Origin of the sequence: Saprospira grandis str. Lewin, assembly GCF_000250635.1 — a bacterium.
In the GTDB taxonomy this organism is placed as follows: Bacteria; Bacteroidota; Bacteroidia; order Chitinophagales; family Saprospiraceae; genus Saprospira; species Saprospira grandis.
Genome location: NC_016940.1, coordinates 21026 through 36052 on the forward strand (window position 1 = coordinate 21026; position 15027 = coordinate 36052).

Annotated in this window: 12 protein-coding genes; 4 read left to right on the forward strand and 8 right to left on the reverse strand. The window is 46.2% G+C overall.

Annotated features, from left to right (window positions below):
- The first annotated feature begins 253 nt into the window (after positions 1 to 253).
- Both trkA and SGRA_RS00130 read left to right on the forward strand, forming a co-directional pair.
- A complete protein-coding gene (gene trkA, locus SGRA_RS00125) occupies positions 254 to 1597 on the forward strand; it encodes a Trk system potassium transporter TrkA (protein ID WP_014373023.1) in 1344 nt (447 codons plus the stop codon).
- 7 nt (positions 1598 to 1604) lie between these two features.
- Positions 1605 to 3107, forward strand: a complete 1503-nt coding sequence (locus SGRA_RS00130) for a TrkH family potassium uptake protein (protein WP_014373024.1) — start codon at positions 1605 to 1607, stop codon at positions 3105 to 3107.
- A gap of 270 nt (positions 3108 to 3377) precedes the next feature.
- On the opposite strand, the gene SGRA_RS00140 is transcribed toward SGRA_RS00130, so the two are convergent.
- A complete protein-coding gene (locus SGRA_RS00140) occupies positions 3378 to 3785 on the reverse strand; it encodes a hypothetical protein (protein WP_014373025.1) in 408 nt (135 codons plus the stop codon).
- Between the two features lie 422 nt (positions 3786 to 4207).
- Here SGRA_RS00140 and SGRA_RS00150 point away from each other — a divergent pair, with 422 nt between their 5' ends.
- Positions 4208 to 6364, forward strand: a complete 2157-nt coding sequence (locus SGRA_RS00150; protein ID WP_014373027.1) for a S9 family peptidase — start codon at positions 4208 to 4210, stop codon at positions 6362 to 6364.
- A 72-nt stretch (positions 6365 to 6436) separates the two neighbouring features.
- Here SGRA_RS00150 and ftcD read toward each other — a convergent pair whose 3' ends face one another.
- The 6 genes from ftcD to SGRA_RS00190 all read right to left on the reverse strand — a co-directional run bounded on the left by ftcD (position 6437) and on the right by SGRA_RS00190 (position 13429).
- Positions 6437 to 8122 (reverse strand): glutamate formimidoyltransferase, encoded by a 1686-nt coding sequence (gene ftcD / locus SGRA_RS00155; protein WP_014373028.1) that lies wholly within the window; start codon positions 8120 to 8122, stop codon positions 6437 to 6439.
- Positions 8123 to 8176: 54 nt separating this feature from the next.
- On the reverse strand, positions 8177 to 8761 hold the full coding sequence (locus SGRA_RS00160) for a DUF7935 family protein (protein ID WP_014373029.1): 585 nt from the start codon (positions 8759 to 8761) through the stop codon (positions 8177 to 8179).
- A gap of 357 nt (positions 8762 to 9118) precedes the next feature.
- Positions 9119 to 10129 (reverse strand): hypothetical protein, encoded by a 1011-nt coding sequence (locus SGRA_RS00170; RefSeq protein ID WP_014373031.1) that lies wholly within the window; start codon positions 10127 to 10129, stop codon positions 9119 to 9121.
- A 278-nt stretch (positions 10130 to 10407) separates the two neighbouring features.
- On the reverse strand, positions 10408 to 11763 hold the full coding sequence (locus SGRA_RS00175) for an ABC transporter permease (protein ID WP_014373032.1): 1356 nt from the start codon (positions 11761 to 11763) through the stop codon (positions 10408 to 10410).
- A gap of 4 nt (positions 11764 to 11767) precedes the next feature.
- Positions 11768 to 12667, reverse strand: a complete 900-nt coding sequence (locus SGRA_RS00180) for an ABC transporter ATP-binding protein (RefSeq protein WP_014373033.1) — start codon at positions 12665 to 12667, stop codon at positions 11768 to 11770.
- A gap of 321 nt (positions 12668 to 12988) precedes the next feature.
- On the reverse strand, positions 12989 to 13429 hold the full coding sequence (locus tag SGRA_RS00190) for a DUF4258 domain-containing protein (protein ID WP_014373035.1): 441 nt from the start codon (positions 13427 to 13429) through the stop codon (positions 12989 to 12991).
- A gap of 73 nt (positions 13430 to 13502) precedes the next feature.
- Between SGRA_RS00190 and SGRA_RS00195 the strand changes: the two genes are divergently transcribed.
- Positions 13503 to 14126 carry a hypothetical protein gene (locus SGRA_RS00195; RefSeq protein WP_014373036.1) on the forward strand — a complete coding sequence of 208 codons (624 nt, stop codon included), beginning with the start codon at positions 13503 to 13505 and terminating at the stop codon, positions 14124 to 14126.
- 53 nt (positions 14127 to 14179) lie between these two features.
- Here SGRA_RS00195 and SGRA_RS00200 read toward each other — a convergent pair whose 3' ends face one another.
- On the reverse strand, positions 14180 to 14950 hold the full coding sequence (locus SGRA_RS00200; RefSeq protein ID WP_014373037.1) for a hypothetical protein: 771 nt from the start codon (positions 14948 to 14950) through the stop codon (positions 14180 to 14182).
- Positions 14951 to 15027: the final 77 nt, after the last annotated feature.

Below are 15027 nucleotides of genomic sequence, written 5' to 3' on the forward strand. Positions count from 1 at the left end.
AAAGCGAAAAAGCGACAACAAGGCTGAAAGCCGCAGTTCGATGACCGAAGGGAATAACGGCCGAGCAGAACTGCGAGCCCTGGAACGACAACAAGCCCTTTAGGGCGTCTTCGACGACCAAAGGGAGTAACCGCAGCAAGGCGTAGCCGCAGCTGAGGCCCCAAAACGGTCCCCAACTTTAAATAGTTATAATAAGCCTAACATTTTATAAAACTTCCTTGTACTTTTGTGGTAGAATAAAAGTTATCTACAAATGAAAATCATTATTGCTGGAGCTGGAGAAGTGGGTTTCCACTTGGCTCGTCTGCTTGCCGATGAGCAGCAAGATATTACCCTGATAGACACCAACAAAGACCGATTGGCCTATATTGAAAATCGTTTGGATGTCCTTACCCTCAATGCCAATGCGGCCTCGCCCAAAGCCTTGCGGCAGGCAAAAATTGAGCGCACCGATATGCTCATTGCTGCTACGGCCTCTGAAACCACCAATATTACTATTGGTTTGATTGGGAAAAAGTTGGGGGCTCGGCATAGCATTGTGCGGGTATCTAACGCTGAATACCTTTCTTGTGGAGAAGGCGATTTTTCTTTATTGGAGCTCGGAATTGATGAATTGATTTCGCCTGCGGCCCTAGTGACTCATGAAATTGAGCGCTTATTGGAGCAATCTGGCGTGACAGACTCTATTGATTTTGGCGATGGACAGCTGAAGGTTGTTGGGGTGCATTTGGTAGAAGAAGATGCCCCAATTTTGAACAAAACGGTCATTGAGGCCGCTGCCGCCCATGGCCGCAAGCTGATGCCCGTAGCCATCCGAAGAGGATATAAAACATTGATTCCCAGAGGTAACTCCATGTTCAAGCTAAATGACTTTGCCTACTTTGTTTCTTCTCCTCAGGACCTGCCCGATTTGATGAAATTCACGGGAAAACCCGAGGTTAATATCCGCAATATCATGATTGTTGGCGGAAGTTTGATTGGGCAGCAATCGGCTAAATTGCTCAGTGATAAGTACAATGTCAAATTGGTTGAGGTCAATAGGGAGAAGTGCTACAACTTTGCCGAGCGCCTACCCGAAACCTTGGTTATTCATGGAGATGCTCGTCAGGTGGACCTACTCAAGGAGGAAAACATTGACGAGATGGATGCTTTTATTGCCGTAACGGGCAATTCGGAAACGAATATTATGTCTTGCTTGGTGGCCAAGTCCTTGGGGGTTCGTCAGACCATTGCACTAGTCGAAAACATGGACTACATCCATCTTTCTCAGAATATTGGTATTGATACGCTCATCAATAAAAAGCTGTTGGCGGCTTCTAATATCTTTAAGTTTGTCCGCAAGGGCGAAGTCTTGACCATTGGGAACTTACATGGCGTACAGGCCGAAATTTTGGAGTTTGAGGTCAAGCGAAAATCAAAGATCACCCGTTCTCCCATTCGCAAATTGGGTTTTCCGGAAGGGGCCATTATTGGGGGGGTACTTCGGGGTAGCCAAAGCTATACCCCACTTGGAGATTTTAAAATCGAGGAAGGCGACCGAGTGGTTGTTTTCACCTTGCCCGATGCCATTCGTAAAGTAGAACGTTTCTTTAAATAGCCCTAAAATGCCTAAAAATAGATTTCACCTCAAGGTCATATTAAATGTATTGGGCAGTATGCTCTTTTTTAATGGCCTTTTTATGTTAGCCTGTCTGCCCATTGCCCTAATCTACCAAGCAGAGGGAGGCGGTATGATGGAAATGGCTGGTTTTTGGGAGTTTTTGATTCCTGGTCTAGGCTCTATTCTCTTTGGTCTGGGCAGTTGGTTCGCTACTCGCAAGCATTCTGGCAATTTGAGTAAAAGAGACGGCTACCTCATTGTTAGTTTGGGCTGGCTGCTGATGTCTGTAGTGGGGGCCCTTCCCTACTACCTTTTTGGCGGAGTGGAATTTCCAGATTTTGCCTGCGCCCTCTTTGAGTCGGTTTCTGGATTTACCACTACGGGAGCTTCGGTCATCAATGATATTGAGGCCATGCCTCGCTCCATTCTGTTTTGGCGTTCGCTCACGCACTGGATTGGGGGAATGGGGATTATTGTGCTCACTATTGCCATTTTGCCACTTTTGGGCATTGGTGGTATGCAGCTTTTTGTGGCCGAGGCTCCTGGTCCCACTGCCGATAAGTTGCACCCCAGAATTACCGAAACTGCTAAGCGGCTTTGGGTGATTTATGTGATGCTGACCGTAGTAGAAACCATTTTGTTGCTTTTCTGTGGTCTAGACCTCTATCATGCGGTCAATCATGCCTTTGCCACGGTCTCTACTGGCGGATTTTCTACACAAAATGCGAGTTTGGCGGCCTATGGTCCCGCCGTGCATTATGTAGTGATTGTCTTTATGTTTTTGTCGGGTATGAACTTTTCGCTTACCTATTGGGGACTCAAGGGGCAGTTGCACCGCATTTGGCGCAATGAAGAGTTTAGAGCCTACCTCTTTTCGGTCCTTATTATTACAGCTATAGCCACGGCCTTGGTCTTTAGTTATGACCCCCAAAAGCTAAATGTTTCTTTAGAAGAGGCCTTTAGAGATGCACTATTTCAGGTGATTGCCGTGATTACCACTACGGGTTTTGTGACCGAGGATTTTACGGCCTGGGGTCCTTTTCTCAAGGTGGTATTTTTCCTCATGATGTTCATGGGGGCCTCGGCGGGTTCTACTTCTGGGGGCGTAAAAATTGTTCGGCACATCCTAATTCTGAAAAACGGGATTTTGGAGTTCAAGCGACAATTGCACCCTCATGCTATCTTACCTCTTCGCTACAACAAAAAGGCCGTAGAGGGCAAAATTGCCTATAATGTCTTGGCCTTTTTCTTGGTCTATATGGCCCTCTATTGTTTTGGCTGCCTAATTATGGCGGCCTGGGGCTTTGATTTTGAAACCGTTTTGGGCTCGGTGGCTACCTCTTTGGGTAATGTGGGCCCTGGTTTGGGGCAAGTCAATCCCGTCTCCAATTTTGCCTTTTTTAATCAGGGACAAAAGTTTTTCCTCTCTTTCTTGATGCTACTTGGCCGCCTAGAACTCTTTACGGTTCTGATTGTGCTTACGCCTTTCTTCTGGAAAAAATACTAGATCAATACTTCTCTTGATCACAATTTCAGGGAGCAGCTTTAGGGCTGCTCTTTTTTTTGTCCCTTCCCCAAGAGTTTAGGATTATTTTGGGGCCTCCGCTGCGGCTTCGCCTTGCGGCGCTACGTTTACTCCCTTTGGTCGTCGAACTGCGGCCTAAAGGCCTTGTTGTGGCCATTTGGCCTTCGGCCATCAACATGCTGAAAGGGAAAAGCGAAGGCCCAAGCGCAGCTGCGCTTGGGCCTTTTTATCTCTTCTTTAAAAGGAGGAGTATTAAATAGCTCTATACTTTAGCTGTTGAATATCCATATTGCCGCCTAGATAAGCATATTGGCTATGGAACTGGTCTTCGGCAGCTAAAACGGCTTTGGGCAATTCGATTTCATCGCCAGTATTTTGTTGCAAAACGATATGGTCGGCATTTTTGGTCCAGCGGCCATTGCCTTCAATTGGGCCATCGGCAGTATGGTAGAGGACCTCAAAGTTGCGGTTATCGTAGAAAGTAATTTGTACGGGGACATAGCCACCAAATCGGCTAGTAAAGTTGCTGTCATTAAAATCAACGAGGTCTGTAGTGACCATTCCGCCCTTGTCCACATCATAAACTTCGGTGCTTAGGGCCTGCAATCGCCATACTTTTTTGCCATTTTGGTGCAGGTGGGTAGATCTGAGTTCTGCCATAATATTGTTTTTTTTTATTGAGAAAGTTGTTTTTATTTTTTGCGTCTAGAGGCGGCGAAGCCGCCGGCTGAGGGATGGATAGCAGTGGCCCTTAGGGCCAGACCCAAGCCGCCGCAGGCGGCTGCAGGGCCGAGCAGACCTGCGAGCTGCGGCACAGCCCGACCCGGCCAACGGCCGGGGCAGCCCCAAAAGAAGCTGCTTAGCGCTCGATATAGTCGAACTTTTTTTCTTTTTTGTAGAAAAGAATAGTCCTTTTGCGAAGAACTTCTTTTTTTAGATAAAGGGCTTTGGGCGCTACTTAGGAATAACCCAAAATTCGGCAAAAAGATTCTATTTTCATATATATTTATTTGAATACAGCAGCTTATCAGGCCTAAAGAACTGATTATCAAACTGTATTTTCATTCATCAATTTAGAAAAAATGATAAAACATTATGTTGGGCTAGCATTCTTATTGCTAGTGGCGGCGCCCAATTTGGTTTGGGCCCAAGAAAAGGAGATTCAGCTAGAGGAGATTTGGCGAAATTACCAGTTCTTTTCGCAATCGGCTCAGGGCTTTAACTTTATGCAAGACGGGCAGCATTACAGCCAGTTAGACGACAAAAAGATTCGGGAGTTTGATTTGAAAACGGGCCAAGAAAGCCAGGTCCTTTTTACGGCAGAAAACGGCTTTGACATTTCGGGCTATAGTTTTGGGCCCAAAGAAGAAAAAATCTTGTTGGAGACGGAGCCCGCAAAAATTTATCGCTACTCTTATAAGGCCAACTACTTTGTTTATGACCGCAAGAGCCAGAAATTGGAGGCAGTTTCGGAGGCAGGCAAGCAGCGTTATGCTAGCTTTAATCCGCAGGCAGACAAAGTGGCTTTTGTTCGGGACAACAACCTCTTTTACAAGGACTTGAAGACGGGAAAAGAGCTACAAATTACGGAAGACGGTGAACAAAATAAAATCATCAATGGGGCCACAGATTGGGTATATGAAGAAGAATTTGCCATTGACAAGGCCTTTTTTTGGTCGCCTGATGGTCGTAAAATTGCCTTTTTGCGCTTTGATGAATCGGCGGTAAAGGAATTTGGGATGACCTATTATTTGGGGAACCTCTACCCTAATCCCGTTAGCTTTAAGTACCCTAAAGCGGGAGAGAAAAATGCGATTGTCACGGTACATCTCTATGATTTGGAGAGCAAAAAGCTGCGTCAATTGGAAGTAGGGACTGAGACGGATCAGTATATTCCGCGTTTGCTTTGGACCCCCAACAACGAGCTTTGCATCTATCGGATGAACCGTCATCAGAACCAATTGGACCTATTTTTATTGGCCGATGATGCCAGCGCCCCCAAGTTGTTGATGAGCAAAGAGAATAAATATTTTATTGATATTGAGGACCATTTGGTCTTTTTGAAAGATGGCCGCTTTGTTTGGTCGGATGAAACCGATGGCTACCGCCATTTTTACCTTTATGATAAGGCGGGCAAGCTGATTCGCCAACTGACCAAAGGCGAATGGGATGTTACCGACTTTTATGGGGTAGATGAGAAAAATGAGCGCCTTTATTTTCAGGCTGCGGCCCAAAAATCGACCGAAAGAGAGGTTTATTGGGTTAGCTTGAAGGGCAAAAAGATGAAAAAGCTCAGCAAGGCCGCAGGGACAAATAGTGCAGAATTTAGCCCCACCTTTGCTTTTTACATCAATAAGCATTCGGACATCAATACGCCGCCTAGCTTTACGGTTTATCAGACCAAAGGCAATAAAAAATTGCGTGTGATTGAGGATAATGCCCCTTTGAAGCAGCGTTTGAAAAACTACAATTTGGGCAAAATTGAGTATTTCTCTTTTAAGAATCCCGAAGGGACTAAATTGAATGGCTGGCGCATTTTGCCTCCCAACTTTGATCCTAAAAAGAAATATCCCGTCTTTATGTATGTCTATGGCGGCCCCTCGGCCCCCACAGCGGGTAATGCTTGGAAAGATGGCAACAATATGTGGTTTCAGCTACTAGCCCAGAAAGGCTATATTGTAGTTTCTGTAGATGGCCGAGGCACCGAGCCCAGAGGAGAAGCCTTTAGAAAAGCGACCTATATGCAATTGGGTAAATACGAGGCCATGGACCAAATTGCCGCCGCCAACTATTTGGCCGGTTTAGATTATGTAGATGGCAGCCGCATTGGCATCTTTGGTTGGAGCTTTGGCGGTTATCTCTCTTCTTTATGCTTGGCCAAGGGTAATAAGGTCTTTAAAATGGCCATTGCTGTGGCCCCCGTGACCAACTGGAAATGGTACGATAGCATTTATACAGAGCGCTATATGCGCACCCCTAAAGAAAACAATGAGGGCTATGAGCAAAACTCTCCCATCAACTTTGTGGAGCGCATAGAAGGAGCCTATTTATTGGTGCACGGCTTTGCCGATGATAATGTGCATTTTCAACATGCTGCCGAAATGTCTTCGGAGCTCATCAATAATAATATTCCCTTTGATCAGCAGTTTTACCCCAATAAAAACCATGGAATTTATGGCGGCTATACCCGCCTACACCTCTATAACAAAATGACTAAATTCATTTTGGAAGAGCTTTAAACCTAAGTTAGAGGGACAAAAAAAGCCTGTAGCAAAATGCTACAGGCTTTTCTTCTTTTAGTCAGGAGCGAACTAAAGTTTAGTTTCTACAATAGCCAAAACTGCTGTTTCGGCAGCTTGCATTTTATCGAGCATAGCAGCTCCTTCTTGTAAGCAATCGCTAACAATGCTATCGTTTTCCATCCCTTTGCTGTTAATCTTCACATTGAGGTAAGCGCCACGAAGCGCAGCTCTAGCGCAAAGCATACCCACGCCAACATCACTAATAGAATTGGGGTTACCCTCCTTGGCCATTTCCTCCAAAAGCGGCAAACTAGCCATACAAGCTTTCATGACCTGGAAAGGCACTAAAATCGCTTGGCGAGTAGCTTCGGCAATGGCCTCTTTGCGAGCTGCTTTTTCGGCCTCGCTGCCTTTGGGCAAACGGAAAGCCGCCATAATTCCATTAAAGGCATCGGTATCTTTATCCACCAAATCAACCAATTCTCGCTCTAGAATCTGCGCTCTTTCGGCCCAATCGCTAAAGTACTCCCAGCGGTCGTCCCAACCTCTTTTGTGGCTCGACAAATTGGCTACCATACCGCCTAAAGCAGCGCCCAAAGCCCCTACATAGGCCGAAATAGAGCCACCACCTGGGGCTGGACTCTCTGAAGAGGTTTCTGCGGCAAAATCAGATAAGCTCATCTGAATCAAAGGCTGCTGACTGGCATCCTTGAGCTGATATTCGATAATGCGCTCATTGGGATCAAAGGGAGAAAGCTCGTCTAGGCCCATGGTTTTGACCGCAATCTTGATCAATTCTTGTTCTGAAATTCCGACAGAACGTTGCTGTTGGCGCAGAAAATAGCGGCCAGCATCTAGCATCACCTTAAGCGGCACCAAGCCCACTAGCTCTGAGCCCGTTACCCGCATACCTCTTTTAGTTGCCGACTTACAGCTTTCCTCAAAAACAATATGCAAAGGACTTTGCTCAATGTTCGTGATGTTCATCGACACCTGAGCCACCCCATATTCTTCAATAAACCAACCGATTCCCTTTACGCCCTTACAAGCGCCTGCAATGCGGACCGGCTGCCCATTTTCATCCAATACTTTTTTGCCCGTAATGGGGTTCCCCTCTCGCTTAACGCGGCCAGCTTCTCGAATATCAAAGGCTACAGAATTGGCCCGACGGACAGAGGTCGTATTAAGGTTAATATTATAGGCAATCAAGAAATCACGAGCACCAATAGCCATCACCCCCGCTTCTTTATGCAAAGCTTTGGGGCCATAATCAGGAGTAAACTCTGGCGTAGCCAATTTATCGGCCATGGCTTCATATTCTCCAGAGCGAATATTGGCCAAATTCTTCCATTTAGCCTGAGTCGCTGAATGCTCATACAAAAAGACAGGAATATTTAGCTCCTGCCCCACTCTTTCTCCCAATTTTTGGCTATAAGCCACCGCTTCCTCTACAGAAACGCCCGAAATGGGAATGAGAGGACAAACATCGGTGGCGCCCATACGAGGATGCTCGCCCTTATGTTTGCTCATATCAATGAGTTCACTGGCTTTCTTAATGCCCTGAAAAGCCCCTTCAATCACGGCTTCTGGCTCTCCCACAAAAGTAACCACCGTGCGGTTGGTGGCCTTTCCTGGGTCTACATTAAGCAATTTCACCCCTTCTACAGCAGCAATAGCGGCTGTAATTTCGGCAATAACTTCTGGTCGGCGGCCCTCACTAAAATTGGGCACGCACTCAATAAGACGCTTAGACATAGGTTGTTGATTAGCTGTTGTTTTTGGCCCAAAAAAGACCGAATAAAGAGGCGCTTAGAACAAAAGTGCGACCTCTTTTTTGATGGCGGCAAGCGCCTGAGTATGCCCTTCTTGCGGACTTTCTTCTAGGTAGACCAACAAAACTTCTACATACTTTTGCGCAGGCAATTGCTTCCCTTCTGCTACCGCATCTAGTTGCTGTTGGACCCTTTGCAAAATCACTTTTGCTTCTTTTTTGGCCAATAAAATGATCTGCCAAAGCTCCTCAGACATATACATTTGCTGAGTCACATTATGCGAAAACTCCTCTTCTAGAGCAATTTGTAGTTGTGCACTATAACTTTTAGCCGATAATTCATCGGGGTCAAAACGCTGCAAAAGGTCAACAATATCCAAACGGTTACAATAGAGCGACAAACGCTCATAGGCATGCAAACGCAGGGGCAAAGTTGTTTCTTTATTGGCTTTTTGTAGCTCGATTTTGCGGCGCTCGCCCTCCATTTTTCTAAACTCTGCCTCTTTGAGCAAAAAGCTCTGCATAGCCTCTCTCTGGTTTTTCAAAAACTTATTGACAAGCACTAAGGTGCTCAAAAATAGCAGTAGTGCTGGCAAAGTAATTTGGACAATGTCTAACCACATAATGTTGATGAGATTTAATTTTAGGCGCCTAATATAAGCAGCTTGTTCTGATTTCCAAAGTTTCTGAATTCGCTTTATTGACTATTTTTTTGGGGCCCGCGGCCGCCCTTATTTTTTGGGCGGCCGCCGCTAGGCTTCGCAGCTCGCAGGTCTGCTCGGCCCTGCGCGGGCTTCGCCCGCTGGGTCTGGCCTACGGCCACGGCTGCGCAGCGCTGGGCCATTGGCCCTTCGGGCCAGGGCTTCGCCCAGTAATGGTAAAAGCGGCCCAGCTCCAAAAAGCTTAACCAATTAGTACAAAAAAACCGCAGTATAAGCTAAAGCCTATGCTGCAGTTAAAATCCTTTCTATTCCCAAATATTACTTCTCAATCTCGAAAGTTTCGGCAGGAAGATCAATATCAAATTTCACGTCTTTTACGGTACACTCAATAGGGTAACCTTTGAGCTCTTTTTCTTGCTTGTAAGAAACTTGAATACCATTCACTTCTTTATAGTCGCTATAAACTGTTGTTTCTTGGCGGCTCACGGTACGTGACTGGCTGCTAATTCCAGAAACGCCCTCTTCTACTGTTGATTTAGAATTATGGATTTCCTGTACTTTTAGCCCCGTTTCCATATCGTAGAAAAACTCATAGCGCTCTGTTTGATCACTGTTTTCGGCTACGACCTTATAGGCTTTTCCTTGGCGCAAACTTGCCGCTCCAGAAAAGACAAACTTGTAGCCATGATTCATAAGGCCCAATTCTGTAGGATAAGTAGCTACAGCCTGCTTTTCTTTGATTTCTGCTGCGGTCAATTCACTGACTTTTCCATCACTAAAGTATTGTTTCCCATCAAAGGTAGTGGGAATTTCACTTCCGTTCATGCTGGTTAGCGTGCGGTATTTTTGGCCCTGCAAAATGATATGCTCCTCATCAATGACAAATTTCTTAGAGGTTGAATTTGCTTTGAGGCTAGAGCTTCTAGAGATATACATATTGTTGATTTTCTCTAGTTTGTCCTTTCCGCCTAAAGCAGTAAAATAGGCATCAAGAACAGCATCTGCATCATTAAGGCGGCTATCTGCTGCGGCCTTGCTTTTGGAGGAAGCTGCTGCACGGCTGGTCTTAGCTGTTTTGTCATTACTTTGAGTGGTCTTGGTCTTATCAGTAGTTGCTGACTTACTTGTTGTTTTCTTTTTGCCTGTAACGGCATCTTCGGCATTATCCAAGCTTTTGTCTACTGTTTCATCCACGGCTTTGTCTGCACGCTGCTTAAGTTTTTTCTCTGCACGCTCACGAGCGCGCTTCAAAAAGCCCTGAGCTTGTGCTTCTTGGGGCATGAGGCCCAAAAATAGGGCGAATACGGAAAGATAAATCCAATGCTTCATGAGAATTTGATTTTTTATTTAAAAAATTTGGGTAAATAGGCCTTCCTATCTCCCGATGAATTAGCCAGTGCTTAGCAAAAATGTTGCCTAAAGTAACGGTTAAGGGACCTTATTTTATTTTTATGGCGTCCTACAGGCCCGAAGGGCCGCAGGCTGAGGGATGGATAGCAGTGGCGCGAAGCGCCAGACCCAGCCGCCAAAGGCGGCGCAGGGCCGAGCAGACCTGCGAGCTGCGACACAGCCCGACCCGCCCGCAGGGCGGGGCAGCCCCAAAACCATTAGAACTTGAACATCCAGTAAAAAAACTGTTTGACGGAGGGTTGTTTGCCATATAATAGGATGCCGATGCGGTAAATGCGGCCCGATAGCCAGACCATGGCGATGGCCGAAAGGAAAAGGATGCCGAGGGAGAGGCCCAGTTGCCAGAGGGGTGGGTCAAAAGCGAGGCGGGCGGGCATGATGACGGGGGCAAAGAAGGGCACATAAGAGGCATATTCGACCAAGCTGCCATGGGGGTTTTCGATGGCTTGTAGGCCAATGAGCATAGCGGCCACCACGGGGATAGTCACGATAATGGTGAGTGATTGCCCCTCTCCCCAATCGTCGCCCATAGCGGCACCAATGGCGGCAAAAATAGAGGCGTAAAGGGTGTAGCCGAGTAAGAAAAAGGCCAAAAAGCAGCTCATTAAATAGCTGTAATTAAATTGGCTGAAGCCCTCTAGATTGTCCATAATCATCAGCATTTGGTCTTCTTCTAGGCCGCTGCCGCTGGGCAAAGGCGAGCTACTGGCCGCAGGTAGGGCCACAAATAAGCTGAGGATGAGCTGCAGCGTAGGGATACTTAGGCCCCAGATGATAAACTGGGTGAGGCCCACGGCCCCCACGCCAATAATTTTGCCCAGCATCAATTGAAAAGGCTTAACCGAAGAGATGACAATTTCGACGATTCGGCTGGTTTTTTCTTCCATGACCGAGCGCATGACCATATTGCCATAAATCAGGATGACCATATAGATCAGCATCATCATGCCGCCCCCTAAAAAGCTGGCCAAATAGACCTGAGCCGAGGCTGCGGTTTCTTCTTCGCCAGCCATATTGAGCTGATTAAAATGCAGATCGCTGCCCTTCAATTCGGCCCGTTCTAGGTCCTTCAAATTGATGCCCAAGAGCTTTCTGCGCTCCTTAATGAGTCGGCGGCTCAGACGCTGACGAAGAATAGATTGGGCGCTACCGCTGAGCGGCTCTCGGCCATAAAGCTCTAGCTGAATGCTCAATAAATTGCTCAGATTTTCTCGGTTTTGGACCGCCGTTTTGGGAATATACAAAAGGGCATCTACCGGATCATTTTCTGTTTGCAGCAATAAATTACGCAAGCTATCTAGGCTCGTTTTGGGGGCCGAAATCAGGTTCAAACTACCCGAAGAAGAGAGCGCCCCATCGGCCTGATTGAGCAGATTGGCCTCATCTAATACCCAAATTGTTTTTTCTTTACTCACGGCCGACATACTAGCAAAAATGCTAATACTAAAGAGCAATAAAAAGCCTAAGGGCGTGAGAATTGTGGTCAGAATAAAGCTCCTTTTTCGTACTCTAGAGCCATACTCTCGACTAATAATTAACCAAAGTTTTCGCATAATTTTATTCCTGTACCATTTCGATAAATATCTCTTGCAAGCTAGGCAAAATCTCTTCAAAACGCCGTATTGGCAGGCCTGCATCCACTACAGCCGCAAAAAGTTCTGCGCTTGTTTGCGCTTCTTGCAAACGGATTTTCAGCCAGTCTTCGCCTTGGTCCAAGAGCTCAAAAGCATGCGCAAAATCATTAGCGGCTGGACCTTGAGTTTGGATCAAAAATTCGTTTTTCTTAAAGCGCTCTTTCACCTCGGCTACCTTGCCCAAAAATAATTTTTCGCCCTTGTTGATCAGCAAAATTTGTTCGCAGATTTGCTCCACTTGCTCCATACGGTGGGTAGAAAACAAAATGGTGCTGCCCTCCTCTTTAAGGCGGTAAATTTCTTCTCGAATAATTTGGCTATTGAGGGGGTCGAGGCCCGAAAAGGGTTCGTCCAAAATCAAGAGTTCGGGCTCGTGGATCACGGTCACAATAAACTGGATTTTTTGCTGCATGCCCTTAGACAATTCCTCAATCCGTTTCTTTTTCCAATCTTCAATATCAAAGCGTTGCAGCCAGGCGGTCATTCGTTTTTTGGCCTCTTTTTTCGAAAGCCCTTTGAGGCGGGCCAAATACATAATTTGCTCGCTCACCCGCATTTTTTTATACAGGCCGCGCTCTTCGGGCATATAGCCAATTTTGCGCTGCGTTTTTGGTCCAACTAGCTCGCCATCAAAGAAAATTTGGCCTTTATCGGCCTTAGTAATGGCACAAATCATCCGAATTAAAGAGCTTTTTCCCGCTCCATTCGGCCCTAAAAGGCCAAAAATCTGGCCCCTACTTAGCTCAAAGCTTAGGTCATTTACGGCCGTATGCCCGGCATATTGCTTATAAACGCCTTCCAATTTTAATAAACTACTATCCAATCTTCTGTTTTTTTTCTTTTTTGGGGCTGCCTTTTCGGCGGGTTAAAACCCACCGCAAGGGTAGTATCGCTTTGCGATAATATAGAAATGAGGGTTAAAACCCTCATAAAATTGTGGTCGGGTCGGGCTGGGTACTCCCGTTGGTCGTCGAACTGCTCCCCTTTTGGGGCTGCCCCTCCCTTCGGTCGGGTCGGGCTGTGTCGCAGCTCGCAGGCCTGCTCGGCCCATCGCTTTTTCGCTTTGCTCAAAAGCTCGGTCTGGCCCTGCGGGCCACTGCTATCCATCCCTCAGCCGGTCGTCGCTTCGCTCCTCTTTTAGAACCTACTTACAGCTACAAGACCATTTTTTGCCCAAATCAATTACCGTAATTACTCTAGGGTCGGTCTCACAAGCGCCAATTACCACCCGCAGCTTTTGGCCATCTCGGCTAATGCCTTCATAGGCAAAAGAGGGACAAGGTTGGTCATTGGGTCTTGTTTTTTTATAATTGATTTTGCCCTTTTCCAAAATTTCCTGAATTTCATAGGCATCAATATGTCGACAAGCAGAGCGGCAGCGGCCATGTTTGGTCATGCGCAAAGCTTGGCCTTTGTATTCTAGGTCCTCATAATCAAAGTCCTTTTTTAGTACACTTCTTTTGGCGGGCTCATCTGGCTGAGCAGTCTGCTCCTGCGGCTCTAAGTCTTGGCCAGCGCCTTCTTGCAACTCTAGCTGGCAAGCGCCAAGGCAAAATAATAAAACTAAAAGGTAAAAATATTGCATATCCTTATATATTACTTATGGTCTAAATATTGATGTGCTCGATTTAAAATTTCTCACAAGATAAACTATAGATATGAAAAAGCTAATCGTTTTTTGTAGTTTCCCCTTGCTTGCTTTTAGCAGTATGCCTCAAGCAGCAGAAAATCATTTATCTACTGAAACAACAATGAACATGATGGAGGAAAACCCCATGACAGATGATGAATATGTAATGACAGAAGCAGAAGCAGCCGCCTATAAAGAGCTTGCCTTTGGCTTGCGAGCTCGCATTAAGGCGGGAGAAAACATTTATGATTTGGACAAAGAGGCCAGTAAAATCAGTTTGCAGGCTAGAGCCGCCTGTGAAAAAGCCTTTGCTCTTTTTGAGGCTAAATGTAGTTTTGCCTTTACGCCCAAACCAACGGACCATTCTCCTAAAGGGATGAGAAGCTATTTAGCCAACCGCCATGGAACTTGGCGCAATGGGCTCAAGAACAACAAATATGTAAAAGAAGAGTCTAAGGCCTTTATGATGCTAGAGATGTGGCTTGCGATGAATAAAGCAGAACGTGGCTTCACCAATGATGGCAAAAAGGAGGCCCTAGAGTTTGCCAGTTTGGCCAAGCGTTTTTACCTCCGTTTTCTTAGCCCCAAAACTCGCATAGAAAAAGGTTATAGCCGAGAGCGCTATGAAAAAATGTATGGCAGCGCTCGATAAGTCGAGGCCGCAACAAAAAGGGCTGCTCCTTTAGGAAGCAGCCCTTTTTGTTGTTAATCTCGGAGCAAGGCTTCAAACTGCTCAAAATAGGCGGGCAAATCGGTTTGCGCTAGGCGGTTTTGGCCCAAAAAGGCCTCCTTAAGCGCCCAAAGTTGTAGTTTTTCTTCTAGGCTGCGTTTCGGCAGCTTTGCCAAAACGGCATATAAGGGCTCAAAGTCGCTAATTACGGCCTGAAAAAAAGCCAGGGCTTTATCATTTAGGCCAAATTCTTCCAGGTTTTTGGCTACGCCAATCATATCTGGTCCAATAAGTTGGGGGGCATGGCTAAAGAAATGCTGACTGAGCAAAAGGCGGGCATAGCGCATGCTCAGCTCCCCTTCCTTATCTTTGCGGTCCTCAAAATAGCAGGCCATATAGAGCAGCCAATCTCTGAGTTCTGCTACTTCCTCTAATTTTTTGTTTTCCTTATTTTGGACCAAAAAATTGGCGGCGAAATTGAGCAGGGGCAAAATGCGGTAGGCTAAATCTTGGGCGGCTTTAGTTTGTTTGAGTTCTGATTGCCAAAGGTCTAGGAGGCGGCAAGCCTCAACTAAATCCATCCAAAAATTAGTTTGGCTATTTAGGTCTAAACTACCGACTTCCTCCTCTGTTTTATATCCCCCTTGCCAAAGCCAGAGGCGCAACATCCAGCCGCCGGGCCAGTTATCATTTTGGCTAATTTGGGTCCAGGCCCATTCGGCGGCTTGGGGATTTTGGTACTTGAGTAATAACTCAAAGAAGGGGCGGTTAGGGCTTTGGCCCAAAAAAGGGTATAGATCTGTCATGCTTGGCGATTTATTTTGGCCCAAAGTTGCAAATTCAAAGGGAAAAGCGGGGCCCAAATTCAAGTCTTTTTTAATTT

Bases quoted from the DNA above. Each gene is read 5' to 3' on its own strand.
- trkA (WP_014373023.1), top strand. From the start codon at position 254: ATGAAAATCATTATTGCTGGAGCTGGAGAAGTGGGTTTCCACTTGGCT.
- SGRA_RS00130 (WP_014373024.1), top strand. From the start codon at position 1,605: ATGCCTAAAAATAGATTTCACCTCAAGGTCATATTAAATGTATTGGGC.
- SGRA_RS00140 (WP_014373025.1), bottom strand. From the start codon at position 3,785: ATGGCAGAACTCAGATCTACCCACCTGCACCAAAATGGCAAAAAAGTA.
- SGRA_RS00150 (WP_014373027.1), top strand. From the start codon at position 4,208: ATGATAAAACATTATGTTGGGCTAGCATTCTTATTGCTAGTGGCGGCG.
- ftcD (WP_014373028.1), bottom strand. From the start codon at position 8,122: ATGTCTAAGCGTCTTATTGAGTGCGTGCCCAATTTTAGTGAGGGCCGC.
- SGRA_RS00160 (WP_014373029.1), bottom strand. From the start codon at position 8,761: ATGTGGTTAGACATTGTCCAAATTACTTTGCCAGCACTACTGCTATTT.
- SGRA_RS00170 (WP_014373031.1), bottom strand. From the start codon at position 10,129: ATGAAGCATTGGATTTATCTTTCCGTATTCGCCCTATTTTTGGGCCTC.
- SGRA_RS00175 (WP_014373032.1), bottom strand. From the start codon at position 11,763: ATGCGAAAACTTTGGTTAATTATTAGTCGAGAGTATGGCTCTAGAGTA.
- SGRA_RS00190 (WP_014373035.1), bottom strand. From the start codon at position 13,429: ATGCAATATTTTTACCTTTTAGTTTTATTATTTTGCCTTGGCGCTTGC.
- SGRA_RS00195 (WP_014373036.1), top strand. From the start codon at position 13,503: ATGAAAAAGCTAATCGTTTTTTGTAGTTTCCCCTTGCTTGCTTTTAGC.
- SGRA_RS00200 (WP_014373037.1), bottom strand. From the start codon at position 14,950: ATGACAGATCTATACCCTTTTTTGGGCCAAAGCCCTAACCGCCCCTTC.